Source organism: Stenotrophomonas sp. GW821-FHT09E08 (assembly GCF_059416125.1).
Genome location: NZ_JBWKOO010000013.1, coordinates 19,912 through 34,170, shown reverse-complemented (window position 1 = coordinate 34,170; position 14,259 = coordinate 19,912). Strand labels below are relative to the sequence as shown.

Annotated in this window: 10 protein-coding genes; 8 read left to right on the top strand and 2 right to left on the bottom strand. The window is 68.0% G+C overall.

All coding sequences use genetic code 11. The annotated features are described in order from the left end of the window. Positions 1-155 precede the first annotated feature (155 nt). Positions 156-1,253 carry a Glu/Leu/Phe/Val dehydrogenase dimerization domain-containing protein gene (locus AC07M7_RS15660; RefSeq protein ID WP_004153019.1) on the top strand — a complete coding sequence of 366 codons (1,098 nt, stop codon included), beginning with the start codon at positions 156-158 and terminating at the stop codon, positions 1,251-1,253. Positions 1,254-1,297: 44 nt separating this feature from the next. On the opposite strand, the gene AC07M7_RS15655 is transcribed toward AC07M7_RS15660, so the two are convergent. Beyond that, positions 1,298-4,147: a S8 family serine peptidase gene (locus AC07M7_RS15655; RefSeq protein ID WP_495207814.1), complete on the bottom strand. Its 2,850-nt coding sequence runs from the start codon at positions 4,145-4,147 to the stop codon at positions 1,298-1,300. 182 nt (positions 4,148-4,329) lie between these two features. Between AC07M7_RS15655 and AC07M7_RS15650 the strand changes: the two genes are divergently transcribed. The 3 genes from AC07M7_RS15650 (at position 4,330) to AC07M7_RS15640 (ending at position 6,539) form a co-directional block, all read left to right on the top strand. Further along, entirely contained in the window at positions 4,330-5,505 is a 1,176-nt protein-coding gene (locus tag AC07M7_RS15650; RefSeq protein ID WP_012511797.1) for a thiolase family protein, read from the top strand. Positions 5,506-5,629: 124 nt separating this feature from the next. Then, a complete protein-coding gene (locus tag AC07M7_RS15645; RefSeq protein ID WP_004153024.1) occupies positions 5,630-5,971 on the top strand; it encodes a hypothetical protein in 342 nt (113 codons plus the stop codon). A gap of 157 nt (positions 5,972-6,128) precedes the next feature. Further along, a complete protein-coding gene (locus AC07M7_RS15640) occupies positions 6,129-6,539 on the top strand; it encodes a hypothetical protein (protein WP_046985815.1) in 411 nt (136 codons plus the stop codon). 279 nt (positions 6,540-6,818) lie between these two features. Here AC07M7_RS15640 and AC07M7_RS15635 read toward each other — a convergent pair whose 3' ends face one another. After that, on the bottom strand, positions 6,819-8,456 hold the full coding sequence (locus tag AC07M7_RS15635; RefSeq protein ID WP_495207813.1) for an acyl-CoA dehydrogenase family protein: 1,638 nt from the start codon (positions 8,454-8,456) through the stop codon (positions 6,819-6,821). Positions 8,457-8,569: 113 nt separating this feature from the next. On the opposite strand from AC07M7_RS15635, the gene AC07M7_RS15630 reads away from it, so the two are divergent. From AC07M7_RS15630 to pdeM, 4 genes are read left to right on the top strand one after another with little or no spacing between them, the layout of a single operon-like run. Then, positions 8,570-9,568, top strand: coding sequence for a ligase-associated DNA damage response exonuclease (locus AC07M7_RS15630; RefSeq protein WP_046985813.1), 999 nt, complete (start codon positions 8,570-8,572; stop codon positions 9,566-9,568). Then, positions 9,565-11,172 (top strand): ATP-dependent DNA ligase, encoded by a 1,608-nt coding sequence (locus AC07M7_RS15625; RefSeq protein ID WP_495207812.1) that lies wholly within the window; start codon positions 9,565-9,567, stop codon positions 11,170-11,172. Before AC07M7_RS15630 ends, AC07M7_RS15625 begins: the two co-directional genes overlap by 4 nt. Then, entirely contained in the window at positions 11,169-13,628 is a 2,460-nt protein-coding gene (locus AC07M7_RS15620; RefSeq protein ID WP_495207811.1) for a ligase-associated DNA damage response DEXH box helicase, read from the top strand. The genes AC07M7_RS15625 and AC07M7_RS15620 overlap by 4 nt, the downstream gene beginning before the upstream one ends. Next, positions 13,618-14,259 (top strand): ligase-associated DNA damage response endonuclease PdeM, encoded by a 642-nt coding sequence (pdeM, locus tag AC07M7_RS15615; protein ID WP_295376415.1) that lies wholly within the window; start codon positions 13,618-13,620, stop codon positions 14,257-14,259. Before AC07M7_RS15620 ends, pdeM begins: the two co-directional genes overlap by 11 nt.

The window sequence follows — 14,259 nt, the reverse complement described above, 5'->3', positions numbered from 1 at the left end:
TGCCGATGTCGACGGCACCGGCCGGGGGAATGGACTAGAATGGCGCCGCGCGACCCGTCCCCCTGCACCGACGACGTCGCTTTTTTTGTTTTGGGACCCTACCGTTCACTGGCCGTTCGCTGCAGTTCGCCGCTGTTCGCGCCATCGGAGACGCCATGCTATTCGAAACCCTCGCCACCACCGGCCACGAACAGGTGGTGTTCTGCCACAACCACGACGCCGGCCTGCAGGCGATCATCGCCATCCACAACACCACCCTGGGCCCGGCCCTGGGCGGCGTGCGCATGCGTCCCTACGCCAGCACCGACGAGGCACTGGCTGACGTGCTGCGGCTGAGCCGGACGATGACCTACAAGAATGCGCTGGCCGGCCTCAACGTGGGTGGCGGCAAGGCCGTGATCATCGGCGACCCGAAAGTGGACAAGACCGAAGTTCTGTTCCGTGCCTTCGGCCGCTATGTCGATTCGCTCGGTGGGCGCTATATCACCGCCGAGGACGTCGGCACCGACGTCAACGACATGGAGAACATCTACCTGGAGAGCCAGTTCGTGACCGGCGTTCACCAGGTCCATGGCGGCTCCGGCGATCCGGCGCCCTTCACCGCCTACGGTGCGCTGCAGGCGCTGATGGCGGCGATGCGCTTCAAGTTCGGCCATGAGGAAGTGGGCAAGACCAGCATCGCGGTGCAGGGCCTGGGCCACATCGGCATGGAACTGGTGAAGCTGCTGCGCGATCGCGGAGCCAAGCTGTATGTCACCGATCTGGACAGCGCGCTGGTTGATCGCGCGGTCAGCGATTTCGGCGCCGAAGCAGTCAAGCCGGACGAGATCCACGAGGTGAACGCCGATGTGTTCGCACCGTGCGCACTGGAAGGCGCCATCAATGCCGACACCCTGCCGCGGATCAAGGCGAAGATCATCTGCGGCACCGCCAACAACCAGCTGTCGAGTCTGGAAATCGGCGATGAGCTGCACGCGCGCGGCATCCTGTATGCGCCGGACTATGCGGTCAACGCCGGCGGCGTGATGAACGTGTCGCTGGAGATCGATGGCTACAACCGCGAACGCGCGATGCGCCTGATCCGCAGCATCTACCACAACCTCACCCGCATCTTTGAACTGTCGCAGCGCGAGAACATCGCGCCGCAGCGGGCGGCCGACCGCATCGCCGAGAGCCGCATCCTGTCGATCGGCAAGCTGAAGATGCCGCTCGGCCGCAGCACCCCGCGCCTGGGCAACCTGCGCGGCGGCTGAGCCTGCAGTGGTCGCGCCGGGCATTCCCCGGCGCGACCCGATCCTCAGAAGCCGCTGCTGTAGCGCAACGCGGCCTGCCGCGCATCATTGCCACCCACGCGCTGGTCGAAGCCCAGGCTCAGGCGTCCATTGCGGCCCCACCACGATTCCAGCGCCACACCGAACAGCACACTACCGCGTGGGGCATCCCAGACGGCCAGCGGCGCCCAGGCATCGACGCCGACGAAACTGGCCTGCCAGTCCGCGTCGCGTCCATCCAAGCGCTGCTGCCATTCGGCGTGACCACGCAGGGTCCAGCGTCCCCACCCACGTTCACCACGCAGGCCGGCCAGCATCTGGCTGCGTTGCACGCGGTTGGCATCACCGCGCAGGCCGAAGCCGAACCCGCCCAGCTCGTTGAACGCATCAGTATCGACGCGGGTGCTGCTGGCCCCCAGATACGGCGTCAACGATGCCCCTGCGCGACCGAAGCGATAACCGCCTTCGACACTGGCACTGCTGAAACGGCCGCCGTAGCGTGCAGACACGCCATACGCGCCAGCGCCCAGCAGCAGCTGGCGGTCCAGCGCGCGGGTGAACTGGCCGCTGCCGAACTGGGCCAGCGCGTAGCCACGCCCGAGGTTCCAGCCGGCATACAGCTGCGCCTGTGCCTGCCGGTCGCGGCCGCGATCACCACCGAAGCTGCTGCCACCGTTACTGCGGGTCTCGCCGAAGGCCACGCCCATCAAGCCGTTGCTGCCCAGCGGCAGATCCTGGCCCGCCATCCAGCCACGGCTGTCGGCGGTATTGCCGGCGAAGCTGCCCTGCCCGGCCTCGCCCAGCGCGCTCTGCCAGGTGCCGCGCAGCCGCGGTGCCGCCTGCACGCGATCGAAGCGCTCGGCGATCGCGCGCCGCGACATGTCGATGCTGTCGAACGTCGCCGCCTCGGCCCGCGCGTGCGCCTGCCCGGACAGACTCTGCAGGCTGTCGGCGAGACCCTGCTGGCCACCGCCGGTCCACTGCAGCGCAGCGGCCGCCGCGCCGAACTGCGATCCCTGCAGGCCGGGATTGCCATCGAGCACAGCGAATGCGCCTTGCACGCGCTGCGCGGCCGCCTGCGCCGAGGTACTCAGTCCACTGGCCGCGGCAGTGACGCTGACCTGGGTCAGGTTCAACCAGGCGTTGTTGCTGTCATAGCCATAAGTGGACGACACCAGGGAGAGTCCCTGCAGACCGGTAGACGTGGCCGGGGTGCTGAAGGTGCCGCTCAGGCTGCCCGCCGCATGGATCAGATCCTGGCGGGCGCCGTTCTGCGGCACGTAGCCGGTGACCATGCCGTGCACGCGTACGCCGCCGTCGATCTTCGCGTTGCCGGTGACCTGCAGCGCATTGGCGCCGAGAGCGATCATCAGCTGCGCACCGGCCTGCTGGGTGTAATTGCCCTCGATGGTGCCGGTGGTATTAGCGGTGGTGAGGAACACACTGCTGCCGTTGGTCACGTCCCCGATCACCCGTGGCGTGCCACCGTTGAACTGCAGCCCAGTGGAGTCCGGATCGGGCTGGCCGAGAATGGTCACGTTGGAGCGGATGACGCCGCCGTTCTGCAGCGACAGGATGCCGCGCTCGATGCGGGTGGCGCCGGCATAGCTATTGTTGCCGACCAGCACCAGCTTGCCGCCGCCCTGCTTGACCAGGCCACCGCCGCCGGTGATGTCATTGCTCCAGATCGAATTGGTCGAGCCCGCATCCACGTTGGCGACCACATCACCCCAGTCGAAGCGGCCGGGACCGTTGATCGCACGGCCGATGTCGAGCAGACCGTAGCCAAACACCGGGTCCACGCCGGGCGCGCCGATGTCCTTGGCGGTGCCCAGCAGGGTCTGCCGTACAAGGTTGTTGTCGAAGTATGGGAAGCGCTGCCAGACCAGTGCGGCAGCGCCGGAAATCAATGGCGCCGCGAACGAGGTGCCGTAGTTCCAGTAGTAGCTGCCGCCACCGGCATCGGGATAGACCGCGCTGCCCGGTGCCGCCAGGCAATAGCGTGCGGCCTGCCCACAGGCATTGGCGTAGCTGGCCAGAGTACCGGGCGCATAGGGATCCACGGCGGTGGCCACCAGCCAGCCGCGCTCCAGATCGGCCGCGGGCAGTGAACCGGCCACGCCCTTCTGGCTGGGCAGCGCGGCCAGGCTGCTCGGCTCGCTGCGACCATCGTTGCCAGCGGCGAACACCACCAGGCCACCGTGACTGATCACGAACGGCCGGTACTCGGCAGCCACCTGCGCAGTGGTCGGCAGGTCGGTCCAGTACAGGCCGCCCCATGAGTTGTTCATCACCTTCACGTTGTAGCTGATCAGGTCCTGGTGGACCTGGGCCACGCCCAGCGGGCCGCTGAAGGAATTGCCCTGGCCACTGCCGTCATCGGTCGGTGGCTTGTCGGAAATGATCCGTGCCGACACGATCTGGGCGCCCGGCGCGATCCCCCCCGGCCACGACCCCACCGCTGCGCCGGCGGCCAGGCTGGCCACCGCGGTGCCATGGCCGACCACGTCGTCAACGCCCAGATTGTTCCTGGCCGGATCGATGTAGTTGAAGTTGGCCAGCACCCGTCCATTCAGCGCCACCGCATTGCGCTGCACGCCCGAGTCAACGATACCGATGCGCACACCCTGGCCAGTCAGTCCGGCGGCCTGTGCGGCACGCGCGTTGGTGACTGCCAGATGCGCATCGAAGGTCGGCTCCTGCGGTTTGGCCGGCGGCGGCGTGGTGGGTGGCGGCGTGGTCGGCGGGGGCACGGGGGGAGCAGGCGGATCAATGCGCACATTGCTGCCGCCACCACCTCCACCACAAGCGGTCAGCGCCAGCGCCAGCGCCAGCGCGGTTGCCAGGACAGACCTCATCATCGTCGTGCGTTCCATCGATTCCTTCCCATGAACGTTGGCCTGCCTTGATCCTGGCAGGCATGCGGCGGCGCCCAGCGGCGGCCCTCCCCGACCCTCTATACTTGGGCCGACCCCCACGCAGTCTGCCGGGAAACCGGGACGCTTCCAACGGCCCCGGTCTCCTTTCCGAACATTGCTTACGCATCAACGAGATTGCCATGTCCAACATCGTCATCGCCGCCGCCAAGCGCACCGCCATCGGCTCCTTCCTCGGCCAGTTCACCGGTGTGCCGACCCCGACCCTCGGCGCGGCCGCCATCGCCGCCGCCCTGGAGCAGTCGGGTGTCCCGGCCAGCGACGTTTCTGAAGTCCTGATGGGCTGCGTGCTGCCGGCCAACCTCGGCCAGGCGCCCGCCCGCCAGGCCGCGATCGCTGCCGGCATCCCGCTGTCGGTCGGTGCCACTACCCTCAACAAGGTATGCGGCTCGGGCATGAAGACCATCATGCTCGGCCATGACCTGATCAAGGCCGGTTCGGCCCGCATCGTGGTCGCCGGCGGCATGGAATCGATGTCCAACGCGCCGCACATGCTGCCCAATTCGCGCACCGGTAACCGCTTCGGCAACTTCCAGGCGGTCGATCACATGGCCCACGATGGGCTGGTCAACGCATACGACGGCAAGGCGATGGGTGAGTTCGCCGAATGCGCGGTGGACAAGTACCAGTTCAGCCGCGAAGAGCAGGACGCCTACGCCATTGAATCGGTCAAGCGCGCGCAGGCCGCACAGGCCAACGGTGCGTTCGCCGATGAAATCGTCGCGGTGAAGGTCGCCACCCGCAAGGGCGAGGTTGAGGTCGCCACCGACGAGCAGCCGGGCCGTTCGGACATCGCCAAGATCCCGACCCTGCGTCCAGCCTTCAAGAAAGATGGCAGCGTGACCGCCGCCAGCTCCTCCAGCATCTCCGACGGCGCCGCGGCTGTAGTGCTGCTGACCGAGGAGGATGCCGCGGCACGCGGCATCACGCCGCTGGCCCGCATCGTCGGCCACGCGACCCATTCGCAGGAACCGGAGTGGTTCACCACCGCCCCGATCGGCGCGCTGCACACGCTGCTGGACAAGACCGGCTGGTCGCTGGACCAGGTCGACCTGTTCGAAATCAACGAGGCTTTTGCCGTGGTCGCAATGGCGCCGATGCGCGAACTGGGCATCCCGCACGACAAGCTCAACGTGAATGGCGGTGCCTGCGCTTTGGGCCATCCCATCGGTGCCTCCGGCGCACGCCTGGTGGTGACCCTGGTCAACGCCCTGCGCACGCGCGGTGGCAAGCGCGGCATTGCCACCCTGTGCATCGGCGGCGGCGAAGCAACCGCAATCGCCATCGAATTGATTTAAAAAGATTTAACGATGATTTCGCAAAAATGAATGCGGGATCGCTTGACACCCAATCTTGGCTTGTCATCATGTTGTCGGCGCGCAGCATGCGCGTTGCCTAATTCTAACGACGAGGATTTACACAATGAGCATCAACAAGCTGCTGGTCGCGATGTCCCTGGCTCTGGCCCTGGCCGCCTGCTCGAAGCAGGAAGCTGCCCAGGACGCCGCTGCTTCGGCCAACGAAGCCGCCACCGAAGCCCAGGCTGCTGCCGACCAGGCCGCCGCTGCTGGCGCCCAGACCGCCGACGCTGCCCAGCAGGCCGCTGACACCGCCGCCACCGCTGCTGACGCTTCGGTTGACGCTGCTGCCCAGGCTGGCGCTGCTGCCACCGACGCCGCTGCCGGCGCCGCTGCTGACGCTGCCAAGGCTGCTGAAGGCACCGCTGAGAAGGCCAAGGACGCTGCTGAAGAAGCCAAGAAGTAATAACTTCTTTCTTCACGCTGTTCTGGAAAAGCCGCTGGTTCGCCAGCGGCTTTTTCTTTTCCCGAATGCGCGCGACTGAGCCGCTGCATCGCGACCCCGTCTTCACAACGGCATGAATAGGCTGGCGTCCCCATCCATTGCAGTACCGGAGACCGCCATGAAGATTCGTCCGATCACCACCACCCTGCTGGCCGCCTCCCTGCTGCTGGCCCTGGCCGCCTGCAAGGGCCCGGAAGCCGAACAGGCCAAACAAGATGCACAGCAGGCCGCCGACAGCGCTGGCGCTGCCGCCCGCGACGCCGTCGACAAGGCTGCGGCTGCCACCCGCGAAGCCGCCGACAAGACCGCCGCCGCCTCCGAACAGGCCGCCGCCGATACCCAGCAGGCGCTGGACAAGGCAGCAGACGCTACCGCCAACGCTGCCGACAAGGCCAAGGACGCTGCAACCGACGCCGCCGCACACGCCAGCGACGCCACCGCCAACGCCGCGCAGAAGGTTGCCGACAAGGCCCGCGATGTCGCCAACGACGCGAAGACCAACGCGGCCAAGGAAGAAGCCAAGCACTAAGCCCTACCGGCAGCCGAGCATCGACTCGGCGCTACAGGAAAAGCCGCGGCATTGCCGCGGCTTTTCTGCTTTTCGCTCTCCGCTCTTTCTGTTGATTCCGTGGTGGACGGCACGGAAACCGCCCAAAGACGCGCGGGTGGGCTGCGCAGGGGTGTCCGCGGCATGGATGCCGCGGCCAAGCCCCCAAGGACGGGTTCACGGCGTCCCCTGCGCAACCCACTCGCGCGGCCACCGCCGATATCAGCGCGCACCACGAGGGGCTCCGCCGTTGGCCACCTCCTACGGCAGCGCGCGCGCCAGCATCGCCGACAGATCCAGCCCCATCGGCAGCGTCCCGAACGCCAGCCCGTGCTCCCCTTCCAAGCGGCTGCGTACGAATGCCTCCGCCATCGGGCTGCGCGCACGCAGCAGCAGCGCGGCCTGCAGCAGCAGCGCAGTGCGCTCGCAGAACAGCCGCGCCTGCGACTCGTCCGGCGGCGCCGCCGCTGCCCAGCGCTGCAATGCCGCTGCATAGCGCGCATCCCGGTCGGCCACCGACGCCAGTTCCGTGCGCAGCGCCTCCAGCGCCTCCGGCTCACGCGCCAACGCGCGCAGTACGTCCAGGCACTGGATGTTGCCGCTGCCCTCCCAGATCGAATTCAACGGCGCCTGCCGGTACAAGCGCGGCAGCATCGACTCTTCCACATAGCCCGCGCCACCCAGGCATTCCTGCGCCTCGTTGACGAAGCCCGCCGCACGCTTGCAGACCCAGTACTTGCCCAGCGCCGTACCCACCCGCGCCAGCGCCGCCTCATTGGCGTCCACACCGGCACGGTCCACTGCACGCGCGACGCGCATCGACAGCACCGTGGCCGCCTCCGACTCCAGCGCCAGGTCGGCCAGCACATTGGCCATCAGCGGGTGCTCCACCAGCAGCTTGCCGAACGTGCGCCGATGGCGTGCATGGTGCAGCGCCTGCGACAAGGCCATGCGCATCTCCGCCGCCGCGCCCAGCATGCAGTCCAGGCGGGTCATCATCACCATGCCGATGATGGTGGCCACGCCGCGCCCGTCCTCGCCCACGCGCCATGCCTGCGCACCGCAGAACTCGACCTCGCTGGACGCGTTGGCCCAGTCACCGAGCTTGTCCTTCAGCCGCATCAACCGGAACGCATTGCGGTCGCCATCGGCCAGCCGGCGCGGCATCAGCAGGCAGGTCAATCCCCCCGGCGCTTGTGCCAGCACCAGGAAGCCATCGCACATCGGTGCCGAAAAGAACCACTTGTGGCCAACCAACCGGTAACGCTCGCCATCGATCGGTTCGGCCCGCGTGCTGTTGGCACGCACATCCGAACCGCCCTGCTTCTCGGTCATGCCCATGCCGAGGGTAATGCCGGCCTTGTCCGTTGCCGGTACATCGCGCGGGTCGTAGACCGGCGCGGCGGCCTTGCGCGCCCACTCGGCCAGGTGCGGCTGCGACTGCAGCACCGCCACCGCTGCGTGGGTCATGGTCAGTGGGCAACTGGTGCCGGCCTCGGCCTGGTGGTGCAGGTAGCTCAGCGCCGCCCGCGCGACATGTGCGCCGGGCTGTGGCTCGTGCCAGGACAATCCAGCAACGCCGTGCGACTTCGCCGTACCCATCAGCTGGTGATAGGCCGGATGGAACTCCACCGTATCGATGCGGTGGCCCTGCGCATCGTGCGTGCGCAGGCGCGGGCGATCGCGGTTGGCATCGAAGCCGAGCCGGTACAGCTCATCACCGGCCAGCGCGCCGTACACCGCCAACCGCGGCGCGAAGCTGCCGGCGCCTTCGCGTTGCACCGCCTCCATCAACGCCACATCGTCGGTCCACAGCTGGCGGCCGGCAAACGGGGGTGGCTGGTTGAGCACCACATGGGTTTCGAAGGGCGCATTGCTGCTGAAGCTCGGTCCACTCATCCGGTCCATCCTGGCGGCAAGAAGTGTGCGTCCCGATTGTGCCGCATCGCCCGCCAAGCCCGCGTTCAGGCCGATTCTCACCCCGTGCACGAAGCGCGCGCCACAGTGATCGCATGGCAGGCAACGACGATCTGGTGGTACTGCGCCCGGAAGGGCTGTACTGCGCCGCGGGTGATTTCCATATCGATCCCTGGCGGCCGGTGCCGCGCGCGGTCATCACCCATGGCCATGGCGACCACGCCCGCCCGGGCATGGGCGAATACCACTGCAGCAAAGGCAGCCTGCCGATCCTGCGCTGGCGGCTCGGTGATGTGCCGGTGCAGGCGCATGCCGAAGGTGTGCCCTTCCAGCTCGGCCGGGTGCAGGTGTCGCTGCATCCGGCCGGCCATGTACTCGGTTCGTCGCAGGTGCGCATCGATGACGGCGAGCAGGTCTGGGTAGCCTCCGGCGATTACAAGCGCCAGCCTGATCCCACCTGCACGCCATTCGAAGTGGTGCGCTGCGATACCTTCATCACCGAGGCCACCTTTGCCTTGCCGATCTACCGCTGGCCGGACACCCCCGCAGTCGCCGCAGAGATCGTCGCCTGGCGCCGCGAATGCGAGCAGCGCGGCGAGGCCGCGATCCTGCTCTGCTATGCCCTGGGCAAGGCGCAGCGGGTGCTGGCTGAACTGCTGCCGCTGGATGATCGCCCGGTTTGGCTGCACGGCGCCATCGCCAATGGCGTGGCGGTCTACCGGCAGGCCGGCGTACCGATGCTGGAGACGCTCGCCGTGGCCGAACAGGGCCGCCAGCCGGACGCGGCGGGCCAGTTGATCCTCGCCCCGCCCTCGGCCGCGGGCACACCATGGATGCGCCGCTTCGGCCGCCACCAGCTGGGTTTCGCCTCGGGCTGGATGCAACTGCGCGGCAACCGTCGTCGCCGCAATGTCGATCGCGGTTTCGTCATTTCCGACCACGCCGATTGGCCCGCACTGCTGCAGACCATCGAACAGACCGGCGCGCAGCGGGTAATCGCCACCCATGGCAATACCGACGCATTGATTCCCTACCTGCGCGAGCGCGGCGTGGCTGCCGAAGCCTTCCGTACCGATTTCGGGAGCGAGGAATGAAGGCCTTCGCCGCGCTCTACCAGCGCCTGGACCGCAGCACCGCGACACTGGACAAGCGTGCGGCGCTGGTCGACTACTTCCGCCAGGCACGTGCGCATGATGCGGCGTGGGCGCTGTACCTGCTCAGCGGCGGCAAGGCAGGCGGCGCACGCCGCAAGATCGCCGCCAGTGGCGAACTGCGCGCCTGGATTGCCGAAGAATCGGCGCTGCCACCGTGGCTGGTCGAAGACAGCTATGCCCAGGTCGGAGACCTGGCCGAGACACTGACCCTGCTGCTGGATGATCCAGCGCAGCCTTCGCTCGACCGGCCATTGGCCGAATGGATCGAACAGCACCTGCTGGCCGTGGCCAACCAGCCCGAACCGGTACGCCGCGAGGCGGTGGTCTCCGGCTGGCAGCAGCTGTGCAGCCGCGAACGCCTGGTGTTCAACAAACTGCTGACCGGCGCCCTGCGCGTGGGTGTTTCGCAGCGTCTGGTGCAGCAGGCGCTGGCCGAATGGTCCGGCCTGGACATCGCGCGCATCGCCCAGCGCATGCTCGGCGACTGGGTGCCCTCACCCGGGCTGCTGGGCCAGCTGTTGTCGCCGGACGAGCTGCCACTGGACCGGCAACAGCCCTACCCGTTCTTCCTCGCCTCGCCACTGGAAGGCACTCCCGGCGATCGCCTCGGTCCCGTCGACGACTGGCTGCTGGAATGGAAATGGGATGGCATCCGCCTGCAACTGCTGCGCCGGCGTGGCGAAGTGGCACTGTGGTCACGCGGCGAGGAACGCCTGGACGGCCGCTTCCCCGAGATCGAACAGGCGGCGATGAGCCTCCCCGATGGCTGCGTGCTGGACGGCGAGCTGCTGGCCTGGGATGAGGCCATCGGCCTGCCGCGCGCCTTCACCGCGCTGCAGACCCGCATCCAACGGCGCAAGCCCGGTACGGCGACGTTGCGCAACACACCGGTACGGGTGCTGGCCTACGACCTGCTTGAACAGGAGGGCGCGGATCTGCGCGGACTGCCGTTGCAGCAACGGCGCATGCGCCTCGCCGAAGTCATCGGCGCACTGGGCGACACGCGTATCCAGCTCTCGCCCGAAGTTCCCGCCGATGACTGGTCGCAGGCTGCAGCACTGCGGGAAGCAGCACGCGAGCGTGGTGTCGAAGGATTGATGGTGAAGCGGCGCGCATCGGCTTACCAGTCCGGACGACGACGCGGCGACTGGTGGAAATGGAAAGTCGATCCACTCACCATCGATGCCGTGCTGTTGTACGCGCAGGCTGGACACGGGCGGCGCAGCACGCTGTACACCGACTACACCTTCGGGGTATGGGACGGCGACGCGCTGGTGCCGGTAGCCAAGGCCTATTCGGGTCTGGACGACAAGGAGATCCTGGCTCTCGATCGCTGGATCCGCGCCAACACGCGCGAGCGCTTCGGGCCTGTGCGCAGCGTGCGCGCCGAACAGGTATTCGAACTCGGGTTCGAAGCGGTCAACCGCAGCAGCCGGCACAAGTCCGGGATCGCCGTGCGTTTTCCGCGCATCCTGCGCTGGCGGCACGACAAACCGGCCAGTGAGGCCGACCAGCTGGCCAGCCTGCAGGCGCTGGCGCGATGACCCGCAGCCAGGCGCTGCGCCGGCTGGAAGACTGGTTCGCGACGCGAGGCTGGCGCTCACTGCCGTTCCAGCGCGCGATGTGGCGGCATTACCTCGCAGGAGAATCCGGCCTGCTGCACACACCCACCGGCAGCGGCAAGACGCTGGCGATGTTCGGCGGCCCCTTGCTGCAGGCGATGATCGATCCGCAGCCGGCTCCCCGCCGCGCCAGTGCGGTGCGTCCGCTGCAGGTGCTGTGGGTCACGCCTTTGCGCGCATTGGCCAGCGATACCGCCCGCGCACTGCAGACCGTGGTCGATGGGCTGGGACTGGGCTGGCGCGTCGGGCTGCGCAGTGGCGACGCCAGCAGCCGCGAACGCCGACAGGCACGCGAGGGTCGCGTCGATGTGCTGGTGACTACGCCGGAATCATTGGCGCTGCTGCTGAGCTATCCGGATACGCTGCCGCGCATGCGCCAGCTGCGCTGCGTGGTGGTGGACGAATGGCATGAACTGCTGGGCAACAAGCGCGGCGTGCTGCTGCAGTTGGACCTGGCGGTGCTGCGCGACGCCGCCCCCGCGCTGCAGCTGTGGGGGCTGTCGGCCACGCTGGGCAATCTTGCCCAGGCGCGCGACGTGCTGCTGCCCGACCGTCCGGACGCACTGATCGTGCAAGGCGTCCGCCCGCGCCCGATCACGGTACGCAGCCTGCTGCCCGAACCAGGCGAACGTTTTCCGTGGACCGGGCATCTTGGCCTTGCACAGCTGCCGCGTGTGCTGGACGCGCTGATGCAGGCGCGCAGCAGCCTGTTGTTCACCAACACCCGCGCGCAGGCCGAACTGTGGCACCAGGCGTTGGCCGCGGTCTGGCCGGAAGATCCACACACGTTGGCGCTGCACCACGGCTCGCTGGATCCGGTGCTGCGCCAGCAGGTCGAGGAAGGACTGCGCGCCGGCGCATTGCGCTGCGTGGTCGCCACGTCCAGCCTCGACCTTGGCGTGGATTTTCCAGAGGTCGAACAGGTGCTGCAGCTCGGCAGCCCGAAGGGCGTGGCACGCCTGCGCCAACGCGCAGGCCGCGCGCGCCATCGTCCCGGTGCCAGCGGCACCGTCCTGTGCATTCCCAGCCACGCGCTGGAACTGGCCGAGTACGCAGCCGTGCGCCGCGCGCTGCGTGAAGGCGTGGTCGAAGCACGGCGACCGCCGACGCTGTCGCTGGATGTACTGGCCCAGCATGCGGTCAGCCGCGCGCTCGCCGGCGGCTTCGACAGCGATGCGTTGCTGGCGCAGGTACGTCGCACCCATGCCTTCGCCGCGCTTGCTGATGATCAGTGGCATTCGGTGCTGACATTCATCGTGCAGGGCGGCCAGGCGTTGGCCCAGTACCCCGATTTCCACAAGGTCGTGCAGGACGCCGATGGCCACTACCGAATGCATGATCGCCGCCAGGCGCTGCGCCACCGGTTGTCAATCGGCACCATCAGCAGCGATGGCAGCGTTCGCGTGCAGTTCCTGCGCGGCGGGGGCCTGGGCGCGGTGGAGGAACAGTTCGCCAGCCGTCTGCGCCGCGGTGATCGTTTCCAGTTCGCGGGCCGCCTGCTTGAGCTGGTGCAGCTGCGCGACATGACCGCCTTCGTGCGGCTGGCGCGCGGAGCTGGCGACGGCGTTGTGCCGCGCTGGCAGGGTGGCCAACTGCCGTTGTCGATGGCGCTCGGGCACGAACTGGAAGCGGTCCTGTCAGGAGCCGACGCAAGTGCCGAATCACGCTGGCTGGCACCGCTGCTGGCACTGCAGGAGCAACTGTCCGCACTTCCGGGGCAGGACCGCCTGCTGGTGGAGGAGGTGCGGCGCCGCGAGGGCCAGTTCCTGTTCGTGTTTCCGTTTGCCGGCCGTCACGTTCACGAGGCACTGGCCGCACTGCTGGCACTGCGCATCACGCGCCGGCAGCGCAACAGCATCGGCTATGCGGTGAACGACCACGGCCTGGTGCTGGCACCGGCACAGGCGGTCGATCTGGACGCGCAGCAGTGGCTGGCCCTGTTCACCACCGATCAACTGCTCGATGACCTGCGTGCAGCGGTGAACCTCGGTGAGCTGGCGCGTCGGCAGTTCCGCGGCATCGCGCGCGTGGCCGGCCTGCTGGTGCCGAGCCTGCCAGGCGGCATGCCGCGTTCGCTGCGCCAGCTGCAGGCCTCGGCGGGCCTGCTGTACGACGTGCTGCGCGAGCACGATCCCGACCATCTGCTGCTGGCATTGGCCGAACACGAAGTGTTGCACGACAGCCTGGACCTTCCCGGACTGCAGCAGGTACTGGCGAAGATCGGCACGAAGTCCCTTTCGGTGCAGCGCCCTTCATCACTCACGCCTTTGGGGTTCCCGCTGTGGGCCGAGCGGCTGCGCGGGCAGTTCAGCAACGAAGACTGGCGGACCCGCGTGCAGCGCGCCGCACACCAGCTGGAACGCCGCCATGGCCGATGAACTTCCGCTGCTGCTGGCCGGCGAGCCGATGATTGTTGCCGGCACGCGCGCACTGTACTGGCCAGCGCGGCAGGCGCTGCTGATCGCCGACCTGCACCTGGGCAAGGCTGATGTGTTCCGCCGCGCGGGAATCGCGCTGCCGAGTGGCGGCACTTCGGAAGACCTGCAACGACTGCAGGTGTTGCTGGACGAGCATGCCTGTCGCGAACTGTGGATTCTCGGCGACATCCTGCATGGGCCAGCGCATCGCGCAGCGTGGTACCAGCAGTGGCTGGGCTGGCGCGAACGGAATGCCGGGCTGGAGGTGCATGTGCTGCGCGGCAATCACGACCGTCAGCTGCCGCATGCCCAACTGCAGGTGCAGATCCACGAGGAAGCGCGACTGCCGCCATTCCTGCTCCGCCATGAACCAACACCGGATGCGGCGTTGCACGTGATCGCGGGGCATCTGCATCCGCAGGTTGCATTACCTTCGCTGCGCCGGCGCTTTCCCGCCTTCTGGCTGCGCGAGCGGATCACGGTCCTGCCCGCGTTCTCCGCGTTCACCGCTGGCATCGTTCCTGCACCGGCACGCGGCGAGCGCATGCTGGCCTGCGTGGAAGGCAGCCTGGTGCAACTGCCAGCGCCGTGA

What these genes read in the sequence shown, in the direction of transcription:
- AC07M7_RS15650 (WP_012511797.1), top strand. Translation starts at nt 4,330, where the DNA reads ATGTCCAACATCGTCATCGCCGCCGCCAAGCGCACCGCCATCGGCTCC.
- AC07M7_RS15660 (WP_004153019.1), top strand. Translation starts at nt 156, where the DNA reads ATGCTATTCGAAACCCTCGCCACCACCGGCCACGAACAGGTGGTGTTC.
- AC07M7_RS15635 (WP_495207813.1), bottom strand. Translation starts at nt 8,456, where the DNA reads ATGAGTGGACCGAGCTTCAGCAGCAATGCGCCCTTCGAAACCCATGTG.
- pdeM (WP_295376415.1), top strand. Translation starts at nt 13,618, where the DNA reads ATGGCCGATGAACTTCCGCTGCTGCTGGCCGGCGAGCCGATGATTGTT.
- AC07M7_RS15620 (WP_495207811.1), top strand. Translation starts at nt 11,169, where the DNA reads ATGACCCGCAGCCAGGCGCTGCGCCGGCTGGAAGACTGGTTCGCGACG.
- AC07M7_RS15645 (WP_004153024.1), top strand. Translation starts at nt 5,630, where the DNA reads ATGAGCATCAACAAGCTGCTGGTCGCGATGTCCCTGGCTCTGGCCCTG.
- AC07M7_RS15625 (WP_495207812.1), top strand. Translation starts at nt 9,565, where the DNA reads ATGAAGGCCTTCGCCGCGCTCTACCAGCGCCTGGACCGCAGCACCGCG.
- AC07M7_RS15630 (WP_046985813.1), top strand. Translation starts at nt 8,570, where the DNA reads ATGGCAGGCAACGACGATCTGGTGGTACTGCGCCCGGAAGGGCTGTAC.
- AC07M7_RS15655 (WP_495207814.1), bottom strand. Translation starts at nt 4,147, where the DNA reads ATGGAACGCACGACGATGATGAGGTCTGTCCTGGCAACCGCGCTGGCG.
- AC07M7_RS15640 (WP_046985815.1), top strand. Translation starts at nt 6,129, where the DNA reads ATGAAGATTCGTCCGATCACCACCACCCTGCTGGCCGCCTCCCTGCTG.